Consider the following 15049-nt stretch of genomic DNA (forward strand, 5'->3'; position numbering starts at 1 on the left):
CCTGTCCGTCTGGTCGCGCTGCCGCGCGTCATCGCTTTAGGCGCGTTCAGTCTTGATGATTTCGGTCATGGTCACGCCGAGCTTGTCCTCCACCAGGACGACTTCGCCGCGGGCGACCAGCTTGTTGTTGACGTAGATGTCGATGGCTTCGCCGACGCGCCGGTCGAGCTCGAGCACGGTCCCGGGTCCGAGCTTCAACAGCTCGCTGACGTCCATCTTGGAGCGGCCGAGCACGGCCGAGACCTGCACCGGTACGTCGAATACGGCCTCGAGGTCGGCGGCGGCGCGCGTCGCATATTCGTCCTCGTTGTAGCCGACGTCGGTGCCGGTAGGTGGCATCGGGCCGTTGAGATCGGGCAGCGGGACCTGTCCGTCGGTGTCGCTCATGGCTTAGCTCCCCCTGCGGGACGCAACATAGCGTCCCACCATTTCGTCGATCTTGGCCGTGATGGCGGCGCGCTCCAGCACGACGCCGCCATCGGCCCATTCGATCCGGCAGTCGCCGGTGGCAATCTCGGGCTCGGCCAGAATCACCAGCCGACCTTCGAAGCCGCTTTGCTTGGCCAGCCGCTCGATGTTCTCGCGCGCGGCGTCGTAGAGCGCGTCATTGATGCGGACGACGAGATGCGGCGTCGCGACCAGATGCGAGAAGCAGTCCTTGACCAGGGCGACGATCTCGCCGAGCGGCTCGGCGGCGACCAGATCGGCGCACAGCTTGCGCGCCACAGCCACCGCGACGTCGACCGCCTCGGTCTCCATCCTGGTTTCGATATTGCCGATGCCCGCCGCGATGCCCCGGATGCCGATGTTGATCTCTTCCATGGCGAGCGCGACGCGGCGGTCGCTCTCGGCCTTGGCCTCGCGCTGGCCGGCGGCAAAGCCGTCCTGGTAGGCGCGCGCCTCGGCTTCCGCGACCTTCTGGGCGATCTCGGCCGCAGTTGCCGCCTTCTCGCGCGTCCGGTCGGGCGCGGCGAAGTCGTTGTCGAACAGAAATTTTGCCGGAGCGGCCATCAATACACCAGCTCGTCGTCGGCGCGGTTCTTGGTCAGCATGATCTCGCCCTTGGCGGCGAGATCCTTGGCGAGGTTGACCAGCAGCGCCTGGGCCTCGTCGACGTCGCGCAGGCGGACCGGACCCATTGCCGCCATGTCGTCCTGGAGCATTTTGGCCGCGCGCGAGGACATGTTGCCGAAGAAGAAGTTGCGGACGTCCTCGTTGGCGCTCTTGAGCGCGACGCCGAGCTTGTCCTTGTCGACGTTGCGCATCAAGGTCTGGGCCGAGCCGGAATCGAGCTTCACGAGGTCGTCGAAGGTGAACATCAGCGCCTTGATGCGCTCGGCCGATTCGCGGTTGTCCTCTTCCAGCGAGGTGATGAAGCGGGTTTCGGTCTGGCGGTCGAAATTGTTGAAGATTTCCGCCATCACCTCGTGGGCGTCGCGGCGGCGGGTCTGCGACAAATTGGACATGAATTCGGTGCGCAGCGTCTTCTCCACGCTCTCGATCACCTCCTTCTGCACCGCCTCCATCTTCAGCATGCGGTTGACGACGTCGAGCGCCAGATCCTCGGGGAAGATGCCGAGCACGCGAGCGGCGTGTTCCGGCTTCAGCTTCGACAGCACGACCGCGATGGTCTGCGGATATTCGTTCTTGAGATAGTTGGCGAGCACCTCTTCCTGCACGTTGGAGAGCTTCTCCCACATGTTGCGGCCGGCCGGCCCGCGGATTTCGTCCATGATGCCGTTGACGCGCTCGGGTGCCAGATATTGCTGGAGCAGCCGCTCGGTGGCGTCGAAATTGCCCATCAGCGCGCCGGAGGCCGACATCCGCGAGACGAATTCGAGCAGCATGTCCTCCACCGTGTCGACCTCGACGGTGCCGAGCGTCGACATCTCCAGCGAGAGCTGGCGCACCTCGTCGTCGTCGAGCAGCGACCAGATCTTGCCGCCATATTGCTCGCCCAGCGCCAGCATCAGGATCGCGGCGCGCTTCGGCCCCGCCACCGCCTCGACCTTCGCGCCGCCGCGGCTGCCGGCACGCTGACCGAGCGTGGAGATCACGCTGGTGATGTCGTTGGAATTGGCGTTTTGCAGGGCAGCGGCCATGTCAGATCACTTCTCGATTATTTCGCGGGTTCGGTCAGCCATTGGCGGATGATGGCGACGGTCTCGTTGGGATTGCGCTCGGCGAGTTCGCCGACTCGATGGACGGATTGGGCATGGACCTGGCCCTGGACGGTGGCGACGTCGATCGCGCTGGCGGCGCCGCTCGGAAGGAGGGGCTGTCCGGACGGGGCCTCTTCCGAGGCGGCCGGGCCGGTGAGGACGCCGGAGATGGCGGCTGCGACTTCGTCGGATGCCAGGATGCGCTTGACCAGCGGACGGATCACCAGGAACAGCACGACCAGGCCGAGCAGCATCATCACGCCGAGCTCGACGAAGTACATGACGTCGTCCTTGGTGAACTGGAGCATGCCGAGGAAGCCGGAGGGCTCGGCGATCGGGGTGGTGGAGGGGGCATCGGCAAAGCGCAGATTGACGACCTCGACCTGGTCGCCGCGCTTCTGGTCGAAGCCGATCGCCGAGCGCACCAGCGTGGCGATGCGATCGAGCTGCTCCTTGGTGCGGTCCTGGTAGGCCAGATCGCCCTTGTCGTTCTTGGCGTAGATGCCGTCGACCAGCACCGCGACCGAGATGCGGTTGACCCGGCCGGCCTCGGTCACCTCGGTCTTGGTGGTGCGGGAGATCTCGTAATTGTTGGTCTCTTCGCTCTTCTTGCTCTGGTCCTTGGCCGCGACGCCGCTGTTCTGCTGGTTGCCCGGCAATTCGTTGTTGACGGTGACCTGGCCGTTGTTGTCGGCGGTCATGCTCTGCTCTTCGCGGGTCTGGCTCGAGCGCAGCACGCGGCCTTCGGGGTCGAATTTGTCCGAGGTCTGGGTGATCTTGTTGAAGTCGAAATCGGCGGAGAGCTGGACCCGGGCGCGCCCCGTCCCCACCACGGAGGAGACGATGTCCTCGACCTGCTTGCGCATCCGCTTCTCGAAGGCGGTGCGGCGCTCGTCGCCCATCGCCTGCTCCGGATCGGTCTGGGCGCCGTCGGCGAGCAGCTGCCCGGTCTCGTCGACGATCGAGACCCGTTGCGGCTTCAGCCCGTTCACGGCAGAGGCGACGAGGTGGCGGACGGCGCGGATCTGCTGGGCTTCCAGCGCGCCGCGGACACGAACCACGATCGAGGCCGACGGCTCCGGCGCCTCGCGCGAGAACAGCGGGCGCTCGGGCAGCACCAGATGGACGCGGGCGGCCTGGATGCGGTCGATGGCGCGGATGGTGCGGGCGAGCTCGCCTTCCAGCGCGCGAAGGTGGTTGATGTTCTGGACGAAAGAGGTGGTGCCGAGCGCGTCCGACTTGTCGAACACCTCGTAGCCGACGCCGCCGCCCTTGGGCAGGCCGCCCTCGGCAAGCTTCATCCGCAGGCGGGTGACCTTGTCCTTGGGCACCATGATGATGCTGCCTTCATTGCGCAGCTCGAACTGGATGCCCTGGCGCTCCAGGTCCTTGATGATGCCCGAGGAATCCTCGACGCTGAGGTCGGTGAACAGGGTCGTCATCTGCGGCGTGGTGACGCGCATGATGACGAACGCGAAAAAGCCGACGAGCGCGGCGGTGACCGCGATCATCGCCCCGAACCGGGCGGCTCCGATACCCTTCAGAAAGTCCGCAAGACCTTGCAAGCAACCGCCCCGACAGATTCGGCTGCTTTCACAGGAAAGGCCGACTGGGCAATTATTGCCTAGGTGATGGTTTCGATATGGTTAACGAAGGTTAAGAGCTGCGACAAAAGTCGCGTCATGAAAAAAATCGGCCTCGCTGGGCGAGGCCGATTTTCGTCAAAAGCCGCAGATTTCCGGATTGCCTACTGGCGATATTGCTGGATACGGGTGGTGCGAAGTCCCGCCAGACCGTGCTGGTCGATGGAAAACTGCCAGGAGAGGAATTCGTCAACCGTCAGGGTATAACGGCTACAGGCCTCCTCGAGGGAGAGAAGACCGCCACGGACTGCGGCGACGACTTCGGCCTTGCGGCGGATGACCCAGCGCTTGGTGCCGGGTGCAGGCAGATCCGCAATCGTCAACGGACTTCCGTCCGGCCCGATGACGTATTTTACCCTCGGGCGATGGGGTTCTGTCATGGCGTACTCACAAACTCTCAACCACTGAACTCACTCAGTAACCCTACGCGGGCCGGCTTAAAAATCCGCTAAGCCTAAGGGTTCAATACAATTCTCGTTGAAAATGGCTGGAACGCAGCCGTCTCGACCGGCGGGACGGTGCGTCCGGGCGGGCCGAGGGGGTGTTCGTAAATACTTTACTAACGAACGAGGCCTGCGCGGGGTGTCGCAAGGCCCCCAATTGTCGTCCCGGCGAAGGCCGGGACCCATTACCCCGGCGCGAAGTTTGGCGAAGACTCGGGGGTACGTCCTCGCATCGAAACGATTTTCGGTGGTTATGGGTCCTGGCTTTCGCCAGGACGACACGGAATGTGTGGATCGCGCGCCGCCTTTAATTGCTGCTGGTGGCGATGATGCTCTTGACCTGGCTCAGGGTGTAGCTGGCGCCGTCGATGGTCAGCAGCGGCGGCGACTGGGTCAGGTCGACCGACGACACTACGCCCTGCACCTGCGCGGAGATGCCGACATTGTTGTTGGCGACGTCCTTGCCCGTGGCCGAGATCGTGTACTTGCCGTCGGGCCATTGCGTGCCGTCATTGCCCATTCCGTTCCAGGTGAACGGAACGTCGGTGCCGGCGCCGGCGGTGTACTTGCCGGTGAACACGGTCTGGCCGCTGGCATTGGCGACGGTGATGTCGACGGTGGCGTCGCTGGGCACGTTGAGATGCCAGGTTGCCGACGACTTCGTCATGCTTGCGGTCGTGCCGTCGACCAGGGCGGTCTTGCCGACGAAGCCGAGCGCCTGGGTCGCCTGCGTGGTCTGTTGCAGGGTGACGAGCTGGGACAGCGAGTCGTTGGTCTTGAGCTGCTGCTCGACGCCGGCGAACTGCACCAGCTGCTGGGTGAACTGGTTGGTGTCGAGCGGATCGAGCGGGTTCTGGTTCTGCAGCTGCGTCGTCAGCAGCGTCAGGAAGGTCTGGAAGTTGCCGGCCAGCGTCGCGCCGGTGGTCGAGCCCAGGCTCGGGTTCGACGTGGACGATTTCGACAGGTCGGTCGTGCCCGAGACGACCGAGGGAGCGGTGGCGCCAGTCGTGGTGGTCATGTCTCGATACTCCTCACACTCTGATGTCGACGCCGCTGCTCGATCCGAGCATGCGGCCGTAGCTGCGCCCGACCGGGGCCGTGGGAACTGCGTCCTCGTCGCTGATGATCAGCCGGCGAGTATTGCCGCCATTGTCGTTGTTCTGGCCGGAGTTCTGGCCCGACGAATTCTGGTCGCGCAGGCTGAAGGACAGCCCGTTGCTGCCGGTCTTGAGGCCGGCATCGTCGAGCGCGCGCTGCAATTGCGGCGCGTCCTGCCGCAGCATCTGCAGCGTCTCCGGCTTCTCGACGGTGAGATGCGAGGTGACCTGGCCGTTGCGGTCGACATTGATGCGGACGTCGATGCGGCCGAGGTCGAGCGGATCGAGGCTGATGTCGAACCGGGTCTTGCCCGCGCGTGCGGCGGCGGCAATTTCGATCGGCACGCCGCTGATCGGAATGGCGTTGGCATTCGCCGCGGTCGCCGTGAGCGTCGCGGTCGAAGCCGTGGCGGCCGAAGTGGTATTGGTCAGCGGCGCCTGCACGGCCGAGGCCGCCTGCGCGCTGGTGTCGGTCGTGGGGACAGCGGCCTGCGCGCCCGCATGAGCGTGCGTGGCCGGCGTGCCCTGGGTCGCATCGGCCGTGCGGTCGGAGGTGGCGGCCTTGGCGTCGGCCGCGTCGATCGGCGGCTTGTCGGCTTGCGGATGCGCCGCGTTGGCGGACGCTGCCGTGGCCGGGGTCAGCGCGGCGTTGGCTTTGCCGGTGTCCTGGCCGATATTGGAGACGTCGCTCCCGCCTTGCGCGGTGACTGCGGCCTTGAACGAGGTTTTCGGCGTGCCCTGATCGACGGCGGCGATCAGGCCGCCATCGGTCTTGGCATCGGCCGCGGCCGCATCGGTCGTCCCGGTTGCGGCATCGGCCAGCGTCGCCGAGGTGTCGGCATCGACCTTGGCGCTTGCGGTCTTGGCGCTCTTGTCGCCCGGCGTCGCGGTGTCGGTCTTGGTGCCGGCGATCTGCGCCGCGATGGCCGCGCTGGCGGCGATGCCGGCGGCGGCGATCGTCAGTGGCGAGGAGGCGGAGCTGGTGGCCTGGTTCGCAGCCGCGTTCGGATCGATCGGCACCACCGGCGCGGCCACCACGATTGCGTTCGGATCGGGCACGGCCGGCGTCGCGTCGATCTGCGCGGCTGCGGCGGCATCGACGGCGGCGGCAAGGCCGTCGGTCTTGTCCCCCTTGGTCTCGTCGGGCTTGTCCGCCGATTTGTCGGCAGACTTGTCGGCCGATTTGGCGTCGGAGGTCTCGGACTTGTCCTTGGTCTTGCTGTCAGCCTTGGCCGGATCCGCGGTCGTGTCGTTCTTGGTGTCGTTGGCCGGCGCGGAATTGTCGGTGTCGTCGCTGGCCTTGCTCTGCGAGGATTGGTCGGTCGCCGAACGATCGCGCGGGCTCTTGTCCGAGGCGGACGATGAATCGGTCCGGCGCGGGGTGTCCTGCGCGGAGGACGCCGCGCTGTCGCTGATCGCCTGGGTGTTGCTGTCGACCAGCGAGCCGAAGGAGTCGTTGGACGTGTCTTTCGGCGCCTGCGAGCGGGCAGGCTTTTGCTGCGCGCTCTGGACTTGCACGCTTGCCGCTACATCTGACGTACGACCGACCACAGGCAACCCCTTGGAAACATCTTCGGTATGAGAGGTAGCAAGGAGCGGGCCAGCCCCGCGCAGCGGTATTTTTTCTAGCAAAATCAAAGATTTGGTAATTTAGCGCCCCGCCGCGGGGCCCTCCGCGACCCCGCCATTTCTGCCTCCCCGGCAAGAATTGCCCTAACCTGGCGGCGTGCGTGATTGCTTCACCGGAAGGCCGCCTATATTAAAGAGACAGCTCTCAGCCGCTTTCGACCGGGCAGGCCGCGCCATTCGGGAACCAAGGTTCCCGCGGGTCGCCTTTGTCCCGCCGGAAGCACCCAGCGGATCGCCCAACGCCGCCGTCCACAACGCTTTAAGGCCCATGCTCAACAGTCTGGATCTCGAAGGCCGTCCTGAGGATACCAGGGTCGTCGTTGCCATGTCGGGCGGCGTCGATTCATCGACGACGGCTGCGCTCTTGAAGGCGGAAGGCTACGACGTCGTCGGCATCACGCTGCAGCTCTACGACCATGGCGCCGCGACCCACCGCAAGGGCGCCTGCTGCGCCGGCCAGGACATCCACGACGCCCGCGACGTCGCGGCCAAGCTCGGCATTCCCCATTACGTGCTCGACTACGAGGATCGCTTTCGCGAGTCCGTCATCGACAATTTCGCCGATAGCTACGCGCTCGGCGAGACCCCGGTGCCGTGCATCGAGTGCAACCGCTCGGTCAAGTTCCGCGACCTCTTGAAGACCGCGCGAGAGCTGGGCGCCACCGCGCTCGCCACCGGCCATTACGTCGCCTCGCGCCGCCGCGACGACGGCTCGCGCGCGCTGGTCTGCGCTGCCGATGCCGACCGCGACCAGAGCTATTTCCTGTTCGCGACCACGCAGGAGCAGCTCGACTACTTACGCTTTCCGCTCGGCGACATGACCAAGCCGGAGACGCGTGAGCTGGCGCGCCGCTTTGGTCTGGCGGTCGCCGACAAGCACGACAGCCAGGATATCTGCTTCGTGCCCACCGGGCGCTACACCGACATCATCACCCGCCTGCGGCCGAACGCGATGGACCCCGGCGACATCGTCGATCTCGACGGCCGCGTGCTTGGCCGGCACAACGGCATCGCCAATTTCACCATCGGCCAGCGTCGCGGCCTCGGCATCGCAGCTGCCGCGCCGCTGTTCGTGGTGCGGCTGGAGGCCGCCAACCGCCGCGTCGTCGTCGGCCCGCGCGAGGCGCTGAGGATGCACCGCATCAGCTTGCGCGACGTCAACTGGATCGGCGACGGCGACATCGACCGCGCCATCGGCGCCGGCCTGGAAATGTTCGTGCGCGTGCGCTCGACCCGCAGCCCCCAGCCGGCGTGGCTGCGCGGCGCCAACGGCCATTACGAGGTCGAGCTTGTCGCCGGCGAAGAGGGCGTCTCGCCCGGACAGGCCTGCGTGTTCTACGACGCACCTTCCGGCCAGGCCCGCGTGCTCGGCGGCGGCTTCATTCAAAGCGCCGCCGCGAAGGCCGCAAGCAGCACGACGAGGCCGCTCGCAGAAGCGGTCCGCGGCTAAGCGCATGATCCGGAAAAGTGTGCAGCGGTTTTCCGATCAGATCATGCGGAATATAAGAATCTAGACGGGGCAGGGGGCATGGCAGCAGACATCTCGCGGGCCGGGGTCGAGAAGGCCTATGGCCGCTGGGCGCCGGTCTATGATCTCGTGTTCGGCAAGGTGTTCGACGCCGGACGGCAGTCGACCATCGCGGAGGCCGACCGCATCGGCGGCCGCATCCTCGACGTCGGCGTCGGCACCGGCCTCTCGCTCTCCGACTACGCGCGCACCACGAAGATCTGCGGTGTCGACATCTCCGAGCCGATGCTGCGCAAGGCGCAATCGCGCGTGCGCGCGCTGCGCTTGAGTAATGTCGAGGTGCTCTCGGTGATGGATGCCAAGAACCTCGCCTTCCCCGAAAACTTCTTCGACGCGGTGGTCGCGCAATACGTCATCACCGCGGTGCCCGATCCCGAAGGCACGCTCGACGAGTTCGTGCGCGTCTTGAAGCCCGGCGGCGAGCTGATCCTCGTCAACCACATCGGCGCGGAAAAGGGTTTTCGCAAACTCTCCGAGCTGGCGTTTGCGCCCTTGGCTCGCCGTCTCGGCTGGCGCCCGGAGTTTCCGTGGGCCCGCCTGGTCGACTGGGCCACAAAACACGGCGGCGTCACGCTGGCCGAGCGCCGCCCGATGCCGCCGATGGGGCATTTTTCGCTGATCCGCTACCTCAAAGCGTGACTGCAAGCGGCACGGGAGGTGCGCTCCCTCTCCCGCTTGCGGGGGAGGGTTGGGGAGGGGGTCTCTCCACACGCGATATCTCGCGAGTTACTCCGTCATTGCGAGCGTAGCGAAGCAATCCAGAGTCTCTCCGCAGAGGCAGTCTGGATTGCTTCGTCGCAAGTGCTCCTCGCAATGACGGGGAAACCTGAGAGGACCCCGCCCCTCCGCGATCACATCGCATTTCAGCCGGGAACATCGTCCCAGACCCGCGCGTTTCCCTCCCATGCGCACCACATCAAACATCATTCTGGCCAGCCTCCTGATCGCCGCCTCCGGCAGTGCGACCGCGCAGGCCCCGCCCGCCCCGGCGACGCCGCCGCAAGCGACCGCGCCGCCATCCCCGCAACGCAGCCCAGGCTGCGCGCCCTCGGACCGGCTCACCACCACGCCCGACGGCACCACCACCGGCCAGTCCCGGGAACCGCTCGGCGACAAATTGGCCAGGTCCGACGGCGTGCTCTGCCCGCCCTCCGGCGTCGATCCCGAGATGCACGCCCCGGCCCCCCAGACCGGCGGCAACACCCCTGTGATCCCGCCCCCCGGCAGCCCCGGCGGCGACCCGACCGTCCGGCCGAAATAGGGTCGTTCCGCCTCCCGAATCTCGTCGTCATGCCCGGGCTTGTCCCGGGCATCCACGTTCTTGGACGGGGGAAGGTCAAAAATTCGTCCGCCGAAGCTTTGGCGAAGGCGGAGGGAGAGGCCGAGATCCGCGCAAGGCGCGAATTTCGGGTGAGGGGGCTCTCCATGAGTCCAGTGCGGGAAAGGGGCGAATTCGGCCCCCAAATCACCCCCCGACAACCGCGCCACTTTGCTTGACAGCCCGCCGCCCCCTTCCTTATATGCCGCGCGTTCGCGAGATCGGCCGTGTCAGGCCCTCGCGACCCTGTGGCGGGGTAGCTCAGCTGGTTAGAGCACGGGAATCATAATCCTGGGGTCGGGGGTTCGAGTCCCTCTCCCGCTACCATTCAAATCAATCGTCTATGTCCGTGAAGCTGCGTCGAGTGACCTGTATGCACTCCGGTTGCGCTCAGCTGTCTGCTTGATGCCCACCGAGCGATCGGGATTTTGAGGGCGACCAGCCTCGCTGGTGAGGACGTGATCCCAATTTCAAACAAAATGGGGACCTTTAGGTCCCCGCCCGAGTCAAAAATTGCACCTACACTTGGAAAAAGGCGCGACCATAAACTGATCGCAGGAGGTCAATTTCTTCACGTCGTTTAAACTGATATAGCAGGTAGACATTCTTCTCATGCGCCGCTGCCTTGTCAGCAACGCTTCGTGCGCTACGCCATTGAACAATGCGTGTGATCGTTATCGCTGCTAGGATCTGATCGTCGTGGCGATTATGCATCTCATCCGAAGTTGAAATCACTGATGGAGTTGAATGGAGGTGTTCATCGGCATTTTTTGACCGGCGAAGAAGAAGTGCAAGCTTTTCAAAATAATGAATTCATTCGAATGCATAATTCGACCTTGAGTAAAGTCGGCTTCCTACGTGCCGCTATTCGTAGGCTCATTTTGGGAAAGTTGCGCACCGCATCGCGCGGATTTGGCGTCGCGTTGGATCGGATTTTTGAGGGGCGTTCCGCGAAGGCTGTTGGACTATTCGCGACGGCAATCACCATCGGCGTGGGCATCTGGCAAATCTTCCTTTGGTTCAAGGAGGCGATCCCGAAATAGACCAGCTCAAGGCGGTGGCTCGATGTGGTCGAAATTCGGTCACTGTTTTTAGGCGCCAGCGCGGCCATCGCCCCGACGAGGCTGGGCAAGTATTCGCCGTGATCGCCGCGCCTTAGAACATCTTTTCCCCGGCTTGCGCCCAGAGCTTGGGTGTTGGAATTTTTCGCCGCTCTCCGCGGGCAATAGCGAATGAAGTTCTACTAGCTGAAGGGCTGTTCGAATTCTTGCTCAGCCTCGACGGGCAAAACACCCGCCCCCCGTCAACCCCTCCCCACAAAAATATTCCCCTTTACCGAAATTCGGAATTGGCGTATGTGTCGCCCATCCCGGCTCATCCTTGAGGGGCGATCTTGTGGCGTCATGTTCGCGAGCCGGGCTTGCGGTGGACGCGGCAGCGTTCGGGTGCGAGAGGCGTGGGGCAGGGCGGATTGCTCTCCGTGAGCCCTAAGGCTTCGTTCCGACGAGCGGCGCTGTCAGGTTCGTCTCGTCATCAGGTCGGCGGCAACGTGCACAATGTCGTCGAAACCGGTGGCGAAATGGCGGGCCGTGCGTACGGCAAAACCGTGTGGTCCTGGCCGTCGTTGCTACGGTCAAGCTCTTGCGGATGCGGCAGTCGCGTCAACCGGCGCGGTGTCGGTGAATTTCGCGAAGGCGAGGGAGGCCAGAACGAACTCGGCTCCCGGGAGAGCACGGCATAAGCCGTCCAACCACTGCGCAGGGAAGGCCGAGTGATTGGCTACACCTGTATGCTGCTGTGCGGTTCTTTTGCGCTACCTTTCGCGCAGCGGACCGCGGGTGCCAGCCGGCACCCGGCCTTCCCTGCGCCCTCTTGGCTTTGAGGGTGGAGCGACGAAGCAAAGCTCGGGCAAAGTCTGTCGCGAGAACGAGAACTCACGTCTGCTGTTGGCAGGTCTGCTGTTGGAAAGAATGGCTATGTCCGGCGACAGCCCCGGTTTGGACAGCCCCGGTTTGGACAGCCCTGGTCTGGACAGGCCGGTCGATCCGGCGTCGCGACGACACGACATCGGATCGTGTTTGCGAAAACGTTGCGCTTTTTCCCGCAACGAATTCCAGTGAATCTTCAAGGACTCAAGTGGACCGTCTTGCGGAATCGCGGCGCGGCAAATTCCCGTTGAGCGCAGGCAGAGAATGAGGTTTGCTTGATCCCCGTCGACCAGAGACATGCTGCGCTCGACCTGGCATTCGAGTCGTCAAATGATTGTCCATGGGTGCTCAGATCCCGTGCAGTATCGTGAATCCGCGTCGGCAGGCGGCGTGGAAACGCCGCTGGTCGCGGCGATCCGCCGCTATGCGGTACGTCGAGATGACGGGCAGCATCCTCAATTGATGCCGCACCTGCGATGGCTGGAAGCGGAATCGATCGAGATCCTGCGCGAGGTGGCCGCCGAGTTTCGCAAGCCGGTCATGCTGTATTCGATCGGCAAGGATTCCGGCGTCATGCTGCATTTGGCGCGCAAGGCATTCTTTCCGGCGAAGATCCCGTTTCCGCTTTTGCATGTCGACACGACGTGGAAATTCAGGGAGATGATCAGTTTCCGCGACATCATGGCCCGCGAGTTGGGTCTCGATCTTCTTGTCCACGTCAACCGGGATGGGATTGCCCGTGGCATCAGCCCGTTCGGCCCCTCGGCCGCGCTGCATACTGAAGTGATGAAGACCGAGGGGCTGAAGCAGGCGTTGGACGCCCATGGCTTCGATGCCGCGATCGGCGGCGCGCGCCGTGACGAGGAGAAGAGCCGCGCCAAGGAGAGGGTGTTCTCGTTCCGCAGCAAGCAGCATGTCTGGGATCCCCGGCGGCAGCGGCCCGAACTTTGGAATCTGTTCAACACGGCGATCCACGATGGCGAGTCGGTTCGGGTGTTTCCGCTGTCAAACTGGACCGAGACCGACGTCTGGACCTACATTGCGGCCGAATCCATTCCCGTGGTGCCGCTGTATTTTGCCAGGCCTCGCCCGGTCGTGCACCGCTCCGGCGCCCTCATCATGGTCGACGACGAGCGGCTTCCGCTCGACCCGGGCGAGCGGCCGGAGACGCGCATGATTCGCTTCCGCACGCTCGGCTGCTACCCGCTCAGCGGTGCGATCGAGTCAGAGGCGGCCAACGTCGACGAAATCATCGACGAAATGCTGGCCTCGACCACCTCTGAGCGCCAGGGTCGCCTGATCGACCATTGCGAGAGCAAGTCGATGGAGCGCAAGAAGCGCGAGGGCTACTTTTGATGGAAGACACCCTCGATGTCCGTGCAGTGTCGCCACCGCCGGCGATCAAGGCCGAAAAGAGCCTGCTTCGCTTTCTGACCTGCGGATCGGTTGATGACGGCAAGTCGACCCTGATCGGCCGGCTGCTCTGTGATTCCCAGCTGGTCGAAGACGACCAGATGGCGGCAGTGGTGCGCGACAGTGTCCGGCACGGGACCCTCGGCGAGGAGGCCGACCTTGCGCTGCTGGTCGACGGTCTCGAGGCTGAGCGGGAGCAGGGCATTACCATCGATGTCGCTTATCGTTATTTCGCTACGCCCCGGCGCAGTTTCATCGTCGCCGATACCCCCGGGCACGAGCAGTACACGCGCAACATGGCGACAGGGGCCTCTACTGCCGATCTCGCCGTGGTGCTGGTCGACATGCGCAAGGGCATTTTGACGCAGACCATGCGCCACAGCTACATCTGCTCGCTGCTTGGCATCCGCTCGATCGTTCTGGCCGTCAACAAGATTGACCTGGTATCCAATGCCGACGAAGTGTTCCGCCGCATCGTAGCGGATTATCACCGTTTCGCGGCGGCGCTTGCTTTCAGAGCGGTGGTGCCGATTCCAATCTCGGCGCGTTATGGCGACAATGTCGTTGCGGCGTCGGCGCGGACGCCATGGTACAGGGGCCCTTCGCTCCTGCAACACCTCGAAACCGTCGATGATGCGCAGAACGAACGGCAGCTACCGCTTCGCTTTCCGGTACAACGGGTGAGCCGTCCCAACGCGGATTTCCGCGGTTACGCCGGGACAGTGGCCTCGGGGCGGATCGCGGTCGGAGACGAGGTGGTGGTGGCAGCCTCGGGCCGATCCAGCCGGGTCGAGCGCATCGTTACCTTCGACAGGGATCTTCCCCGTGCGACTGCCGGCGACGCGGTGACGCTCACTCTCAAGGACGAGATCGATATTGGTCGCGGCGATCTTCTGGTGGCGCCAGCCGCCCGGCCCGAGGTTGCCGATCAGTTCAGCGCCCACCTGCTATGGCTAGACGAGAAGCCGCTGTTGCCGGGCCGCTCCTATCTTCTCAAGATCGGGACCCGGACGCTGCCGGCGCAGGTGACGACGATCAAGCACAAGATCGATATCAATACGCTGACGCAGAGACCGGGGCGGACGCTCGGCCTCAACGAGATTGGCTTGTGCAATCTCTCGGTCGCAAGCCCGGTGGCCTTTGACGCCTACACGGACAACCCGCGGACGGGCGCGTTCATTTTGATCGATCGGCTCAGCAACGCAACGGCGGGCGCCGGCATGATCGCATTCGGGCTGCGCCGCGCCTCCAACATCCACCGTCATGCGCATCTGGTCGACAAGACGGCGCGGGCCTCGTTGATGAAACAGACCCCCTGTGTGTTGTGGTTCACCGGGCTCTCCGGCTCCGGAAAATCGACCATTGCCAATCTGGTCGAGAAGGCGCTGCACGAGGCAGGTATCCACACCATGCTGCTCGACGGCGACAATATCCGCCATGGCGTCAACCGCGATCTTGGTTTCACCGAGGCGGATCGCGTGGAGAACATTCGCCGCGCCGGCGAGATGGCCAAGCTGCTGACCGAGGCGGGACTCGTGGTGCTGAGTTGCTTCATTTCGCCGTTCCGCGCCGAACGTGAAATGGTCCGAGGGCAACTCGCCCCCGGAGAATTCGTCGAGATCTTTGTCGACGTTCCGCTCAAGGAATGTATCCGGCGCGATCCGAAGGGCCTCTATGCCAAGGCGCTGGCCGGTGGCATTGCCAACTTCACCGGGATAGGCAGCCCCTACGAAGCGCCGCAGGCTCCCGACATTCTCGTCGATGGCCGGAACGAGACCCCTGAGATGGCCGCGGCGCGCGTGGTTGAATGGGTGTTGGCCCGCCCTGGAGAGGATGACGGCCGCGCGCATCGTGTGAATGATGCCGGCTGAGTGGGGCAGGCGACAAG

14 protein-coding genes and 1 tRNA gene are annotated in these 15049 nt (G+C 64.4%); 7 read left to right on the forward strand and 8 right to left on the reverse strand.

What is annotated here, in order from left to right; all coding sequences use genetic code 11:
• Positions 1 to 36: 36 nt before the first annotated feature.
• The 7 genes from fliN to JQ591_RS33085 all read right to left on the reverse strand — a co-directional run bounded on the left by fliN (position 37) and on the right by JQ591_RS33085 (position 6896).
• A complete protein-coding gene (fliN, locus tag JQ591_RS33055; RefSeq protein ID WP_007596160.1) occupies positions 37 to 387 on the reverse strand; it encodes a flagellar motor switch protein FliN in 351 nt (116 codons plus the stop codon).
• Between the two features lie 3 nt (positions 388 to 390).
• Complete coding sequence (locus JQ591_RS33060; RefSeq protein ID WP_211400157.1) at positions 391 to 1011, reverse strand: FliH/SctL family protein; 621 nt, start codon at positions 1009 to 1011, stop codon at positions 391 to 393.
• Positions 1011 to 2102: a flagellar motor switch protein FliG gene (fliG, locus tag JQ591_RS33065; RefSeq protein WP_106942059.1), complete on the reverse strand. Its 1092-nt coding sequence runs from the start codon at positions 2100 to 2102 to the stop codon at positions 1011 to 1013. Before fliG ends, JQ591_RS33060 begins: the two co-directional genes overlap by 1 nt.
• Before the next feature lie 17 nt (positions 2103 to 2119).
• Entirely contained in the window at positions 2120 to 3727 is a 1608-nt protein-coding gene (gene fliF, locus JQ591_RS33070; protein WP_211400158.1) for a flagellar basal-body MS-ring/collar protein FliF, read from the reverse strand.
• A 182-nt stretch (positions 3728 to 3909) separates the two neighbouring features.
• The gene (locus JQ591_RS33075) at positions 3910 to 4185 is read right to left on the reverse strand and encodes a DUF1153 domain-containing protein (RefSeq protein WP_002714638.1); all 276 of its coding nucleotides are present in this window, start codon (positions 4183 to 4185) and stop codon (positions 3910 to 3912) included.
• A 370-nt stretch (positions 4186 to 4555) separates the two neighbouring features.
• Positions 4556 to 5266, reverse strand: coding sequence for a flagellar hook capping FlgD N-terminal domain-containing protein (locus JQ591_RS33080; RefSeq protein ID WP_211400159.1), 711 nt, complete (start codon positions 5264 to 5266; stop codon positions 4556 to 4558).
• Positions 5267 to 5279: 13 nt separating this feature from the next.
• Positions 5280 to 6896, reverse strand: coding sequence for a flagellar hook-length control protein FliK (locus tag JQ591_RS33085; RefSeq protein WP_211400160.1), 1617 nt, complete (start codon positions 6894 to 6896; stop codon positions 5280 to 5282).
• A gap of 346 nt (positions 6897 to 7242) precedes the next feature.
• Between JQ591_RS33085 and mnmA the strand changes: the two genes are divergently transcribed.
• The 5 genes from mnmA (at position 7243) to JQ591_RS33110 (ending at position 10863) form a co-directional block, all read left to right on the forward strand.
• Positions 7243 to 8424, forward strand: coding sequence for a tRNA 2-thiouridine(34) synthase MnmA (mnmA, locus tag JQ591_RS33090; RefSeq protein WP_211400161.1), 1182 nt, complete (start codon positions 7243 to 7245; stop codon positions 8422 to 8424).
• A 78-nt stretch (positions 8425 to 8502) separates the two neighbouring features.
• Positions 8503 to 9141 carry a class I SAM-dependent methyltransferase gene (locus JQ591_RS33095; RefSeq protein WP_211400162.1) on the forward strand — a complete coding sequence of 213 codons (639 nt, stop codon included), beginning with the start codon at positions 8503 to 8505 and terminating at the stop codon, positions 9139 to 9141.
• 265 nt (positions 9142 to 9406) lie between these two features.
• The gene (locus JQ591_RS33100; RefSeq protein WP_211400163.1) at positions 9407 to 9763 is read left to right on the forward strand and encodes a hypothetical protein; all 357 of its coding nucleotides are present in this window, start codon (positions 9407 to 9409) and stop codon (positions 9761 to 9763) included.
• Positions 9764 to 10070: 307 nt separating this feature from the next.
• Positions 10071 to 10147: transfer RNA gene (locus JQ591_RS33105), tRNA-Met, on the forward strand.
• Between the two features lie 410 nt (positions 10148 to 10557).
• Positions 10558 to 10863: a hypothetical protein gene (locus JQ591_RS33110; RefSeq protein WP_211400164.1), complete on the forward strand. Its 306-nt coding sequence runs from the start codon at positions 10558 to 10560 to the stop codon at positions 10861 to 10863.
• A 770-nt stretch (positions 10864 to 11633) separates the two neighbouring features.
• Here the strand turns inward: JQ591_RS33110 and JQ591_RS33115 are convergent.
• Positions 11634 to 12047 carry a hypothetical protein gene (locus tag JQ591_RS33115; RefSeq protein ID WP_211400165.1) on the reverse strand — a complete coding sequence of 138 codons (414 nt, stop codon included), beginning with the start codon at positions 12045 to 12047 and terminating at the stop codon, positions 11634 to 11636.
• 163 nt (positions 12048 to 12210) lie between these two features.
• On the opposite strand from JQ591_RS33115, the gene cysD reads away from it, so the two are divergent.
• Both cysD and cysN read left to right on the forward strand, forming a co-directional pair.
• Positions 12211 to 13104 (forward strand): sulfate adenylyltransferase subunit CysD, encoded by an 894-nt coding sequence (gene cysD, locus JQ591_RS33120; protein ID WP_249137978.1) that lies wholly within the window; start codon positions 12211 to 12213, stop codon positions 13102 to 13104.
• Positions 13104 to 15032 (forward strand): sulfate adenylyltransferase subunit CysN, encoded by a 1929-nt coding sequence (cysN, locus tag JQ591_RS33125; protein ID WP_211400167.1) that lies wholly within the window; start codon positions 13104 to 13106, stop codon positions 15030 to 15032. The genes cysD and cysN overlap by 1 nt, the downstream gene beginning before the upstream one ends.
• The last annotated feature ends 17 nt before the right edge of the window (positions 15033 to 15049 follow it).

This window comes from Bradyrhizobium canariense, from assembly GCF_018130465.1.
Taxonomy (GTDB): domain Bacteria; phylum Pseudomonadota; class Alphaproteobacteria; order Rhizobiales; family Xanthobacteraceae; genus Bradyrhizobium; species Bradyrhizobium canariense_C.

Coding starts and splice junctions, on each gene's coding strand:
- fliN (WP_007596160.1), bottom strand. CDS start 387: ATGAGCGACACCGACGGACAGGTCCCGCTGCCCGATCTCAACGGCCCG.
- JQ591_RS33060 (WP_211400157.1), bottom strand. CDS start 1,011: ATGGCCGCTCCGGCAAAATTTCTGTTCGACAACGACTTCGCCGCGCCC.
- fliG (WP_106942059.1), bottom strand. CDS start 2,102: ATGGCCGCTGCCCTGCAAAACGCCAATTCCAACGACATCACCAGCGTG.
- JQ591_RS33075 (WP_002714638.1), bottom strand. CDS start 4,185: ATGACAGAACCCCATCGCCCGAGGGTAAAATACGTCATCGGGCCGGAC.
- JQ591_RS33080 (WP_211400159.1), bottom strand. CDS start 5,266: ATGACCACCACGACTGGCGCCACCGCTCCCTCGGTCGTCTCGGGCACG.
- mnmA (WP_211400161.1), top strand. CDS start 7,243: ATGCTCAACAGTCTGGATCTCGAAGGCCGTCCTGAGGATACCAGGGTC.
- JQ591_RS33095 (WP_211400162.1), top strand. CDS start 8,503: ATGGCAGCAGACATCTCGCGGGCCGGGGTCGAGAAGGCCTATGGCCGC.
- JQ591_RS33100 (WP_211400163.1), top strand. CDS start 9,407: ATGCGCACCACATCAAACATCATTCTGGCCAGCCTCCTGATCGCCGCC.
- JQ591_RS33110 (WP_211400164.1), top strand. CDS start 10,558: ATGGAGTTGAATGGAGGTGTTCATCGGCATTTTTTGACCGGCGAAGAA.
- JQ591_RS33115 (WP_211400165.1), bottom strand. CDS start 12,047: ATGTCTCTGGTCGACGGGGATCAAGCAAACCTCATTCTCTGCCTGCGC.
- cysD (WP_249137978.1), top strand. CDS start 12,211: ATGCCGCACCTGCGATGGCTGGAAGCGGAATCGATCGAGATCCTGCGC.
- cysN (WP_211400167.1), top strand. CDS start 13,104: ATGGAAGACACCCTCGATGTCCGTGCAGTGTCGCCACCGCCGGCGATC.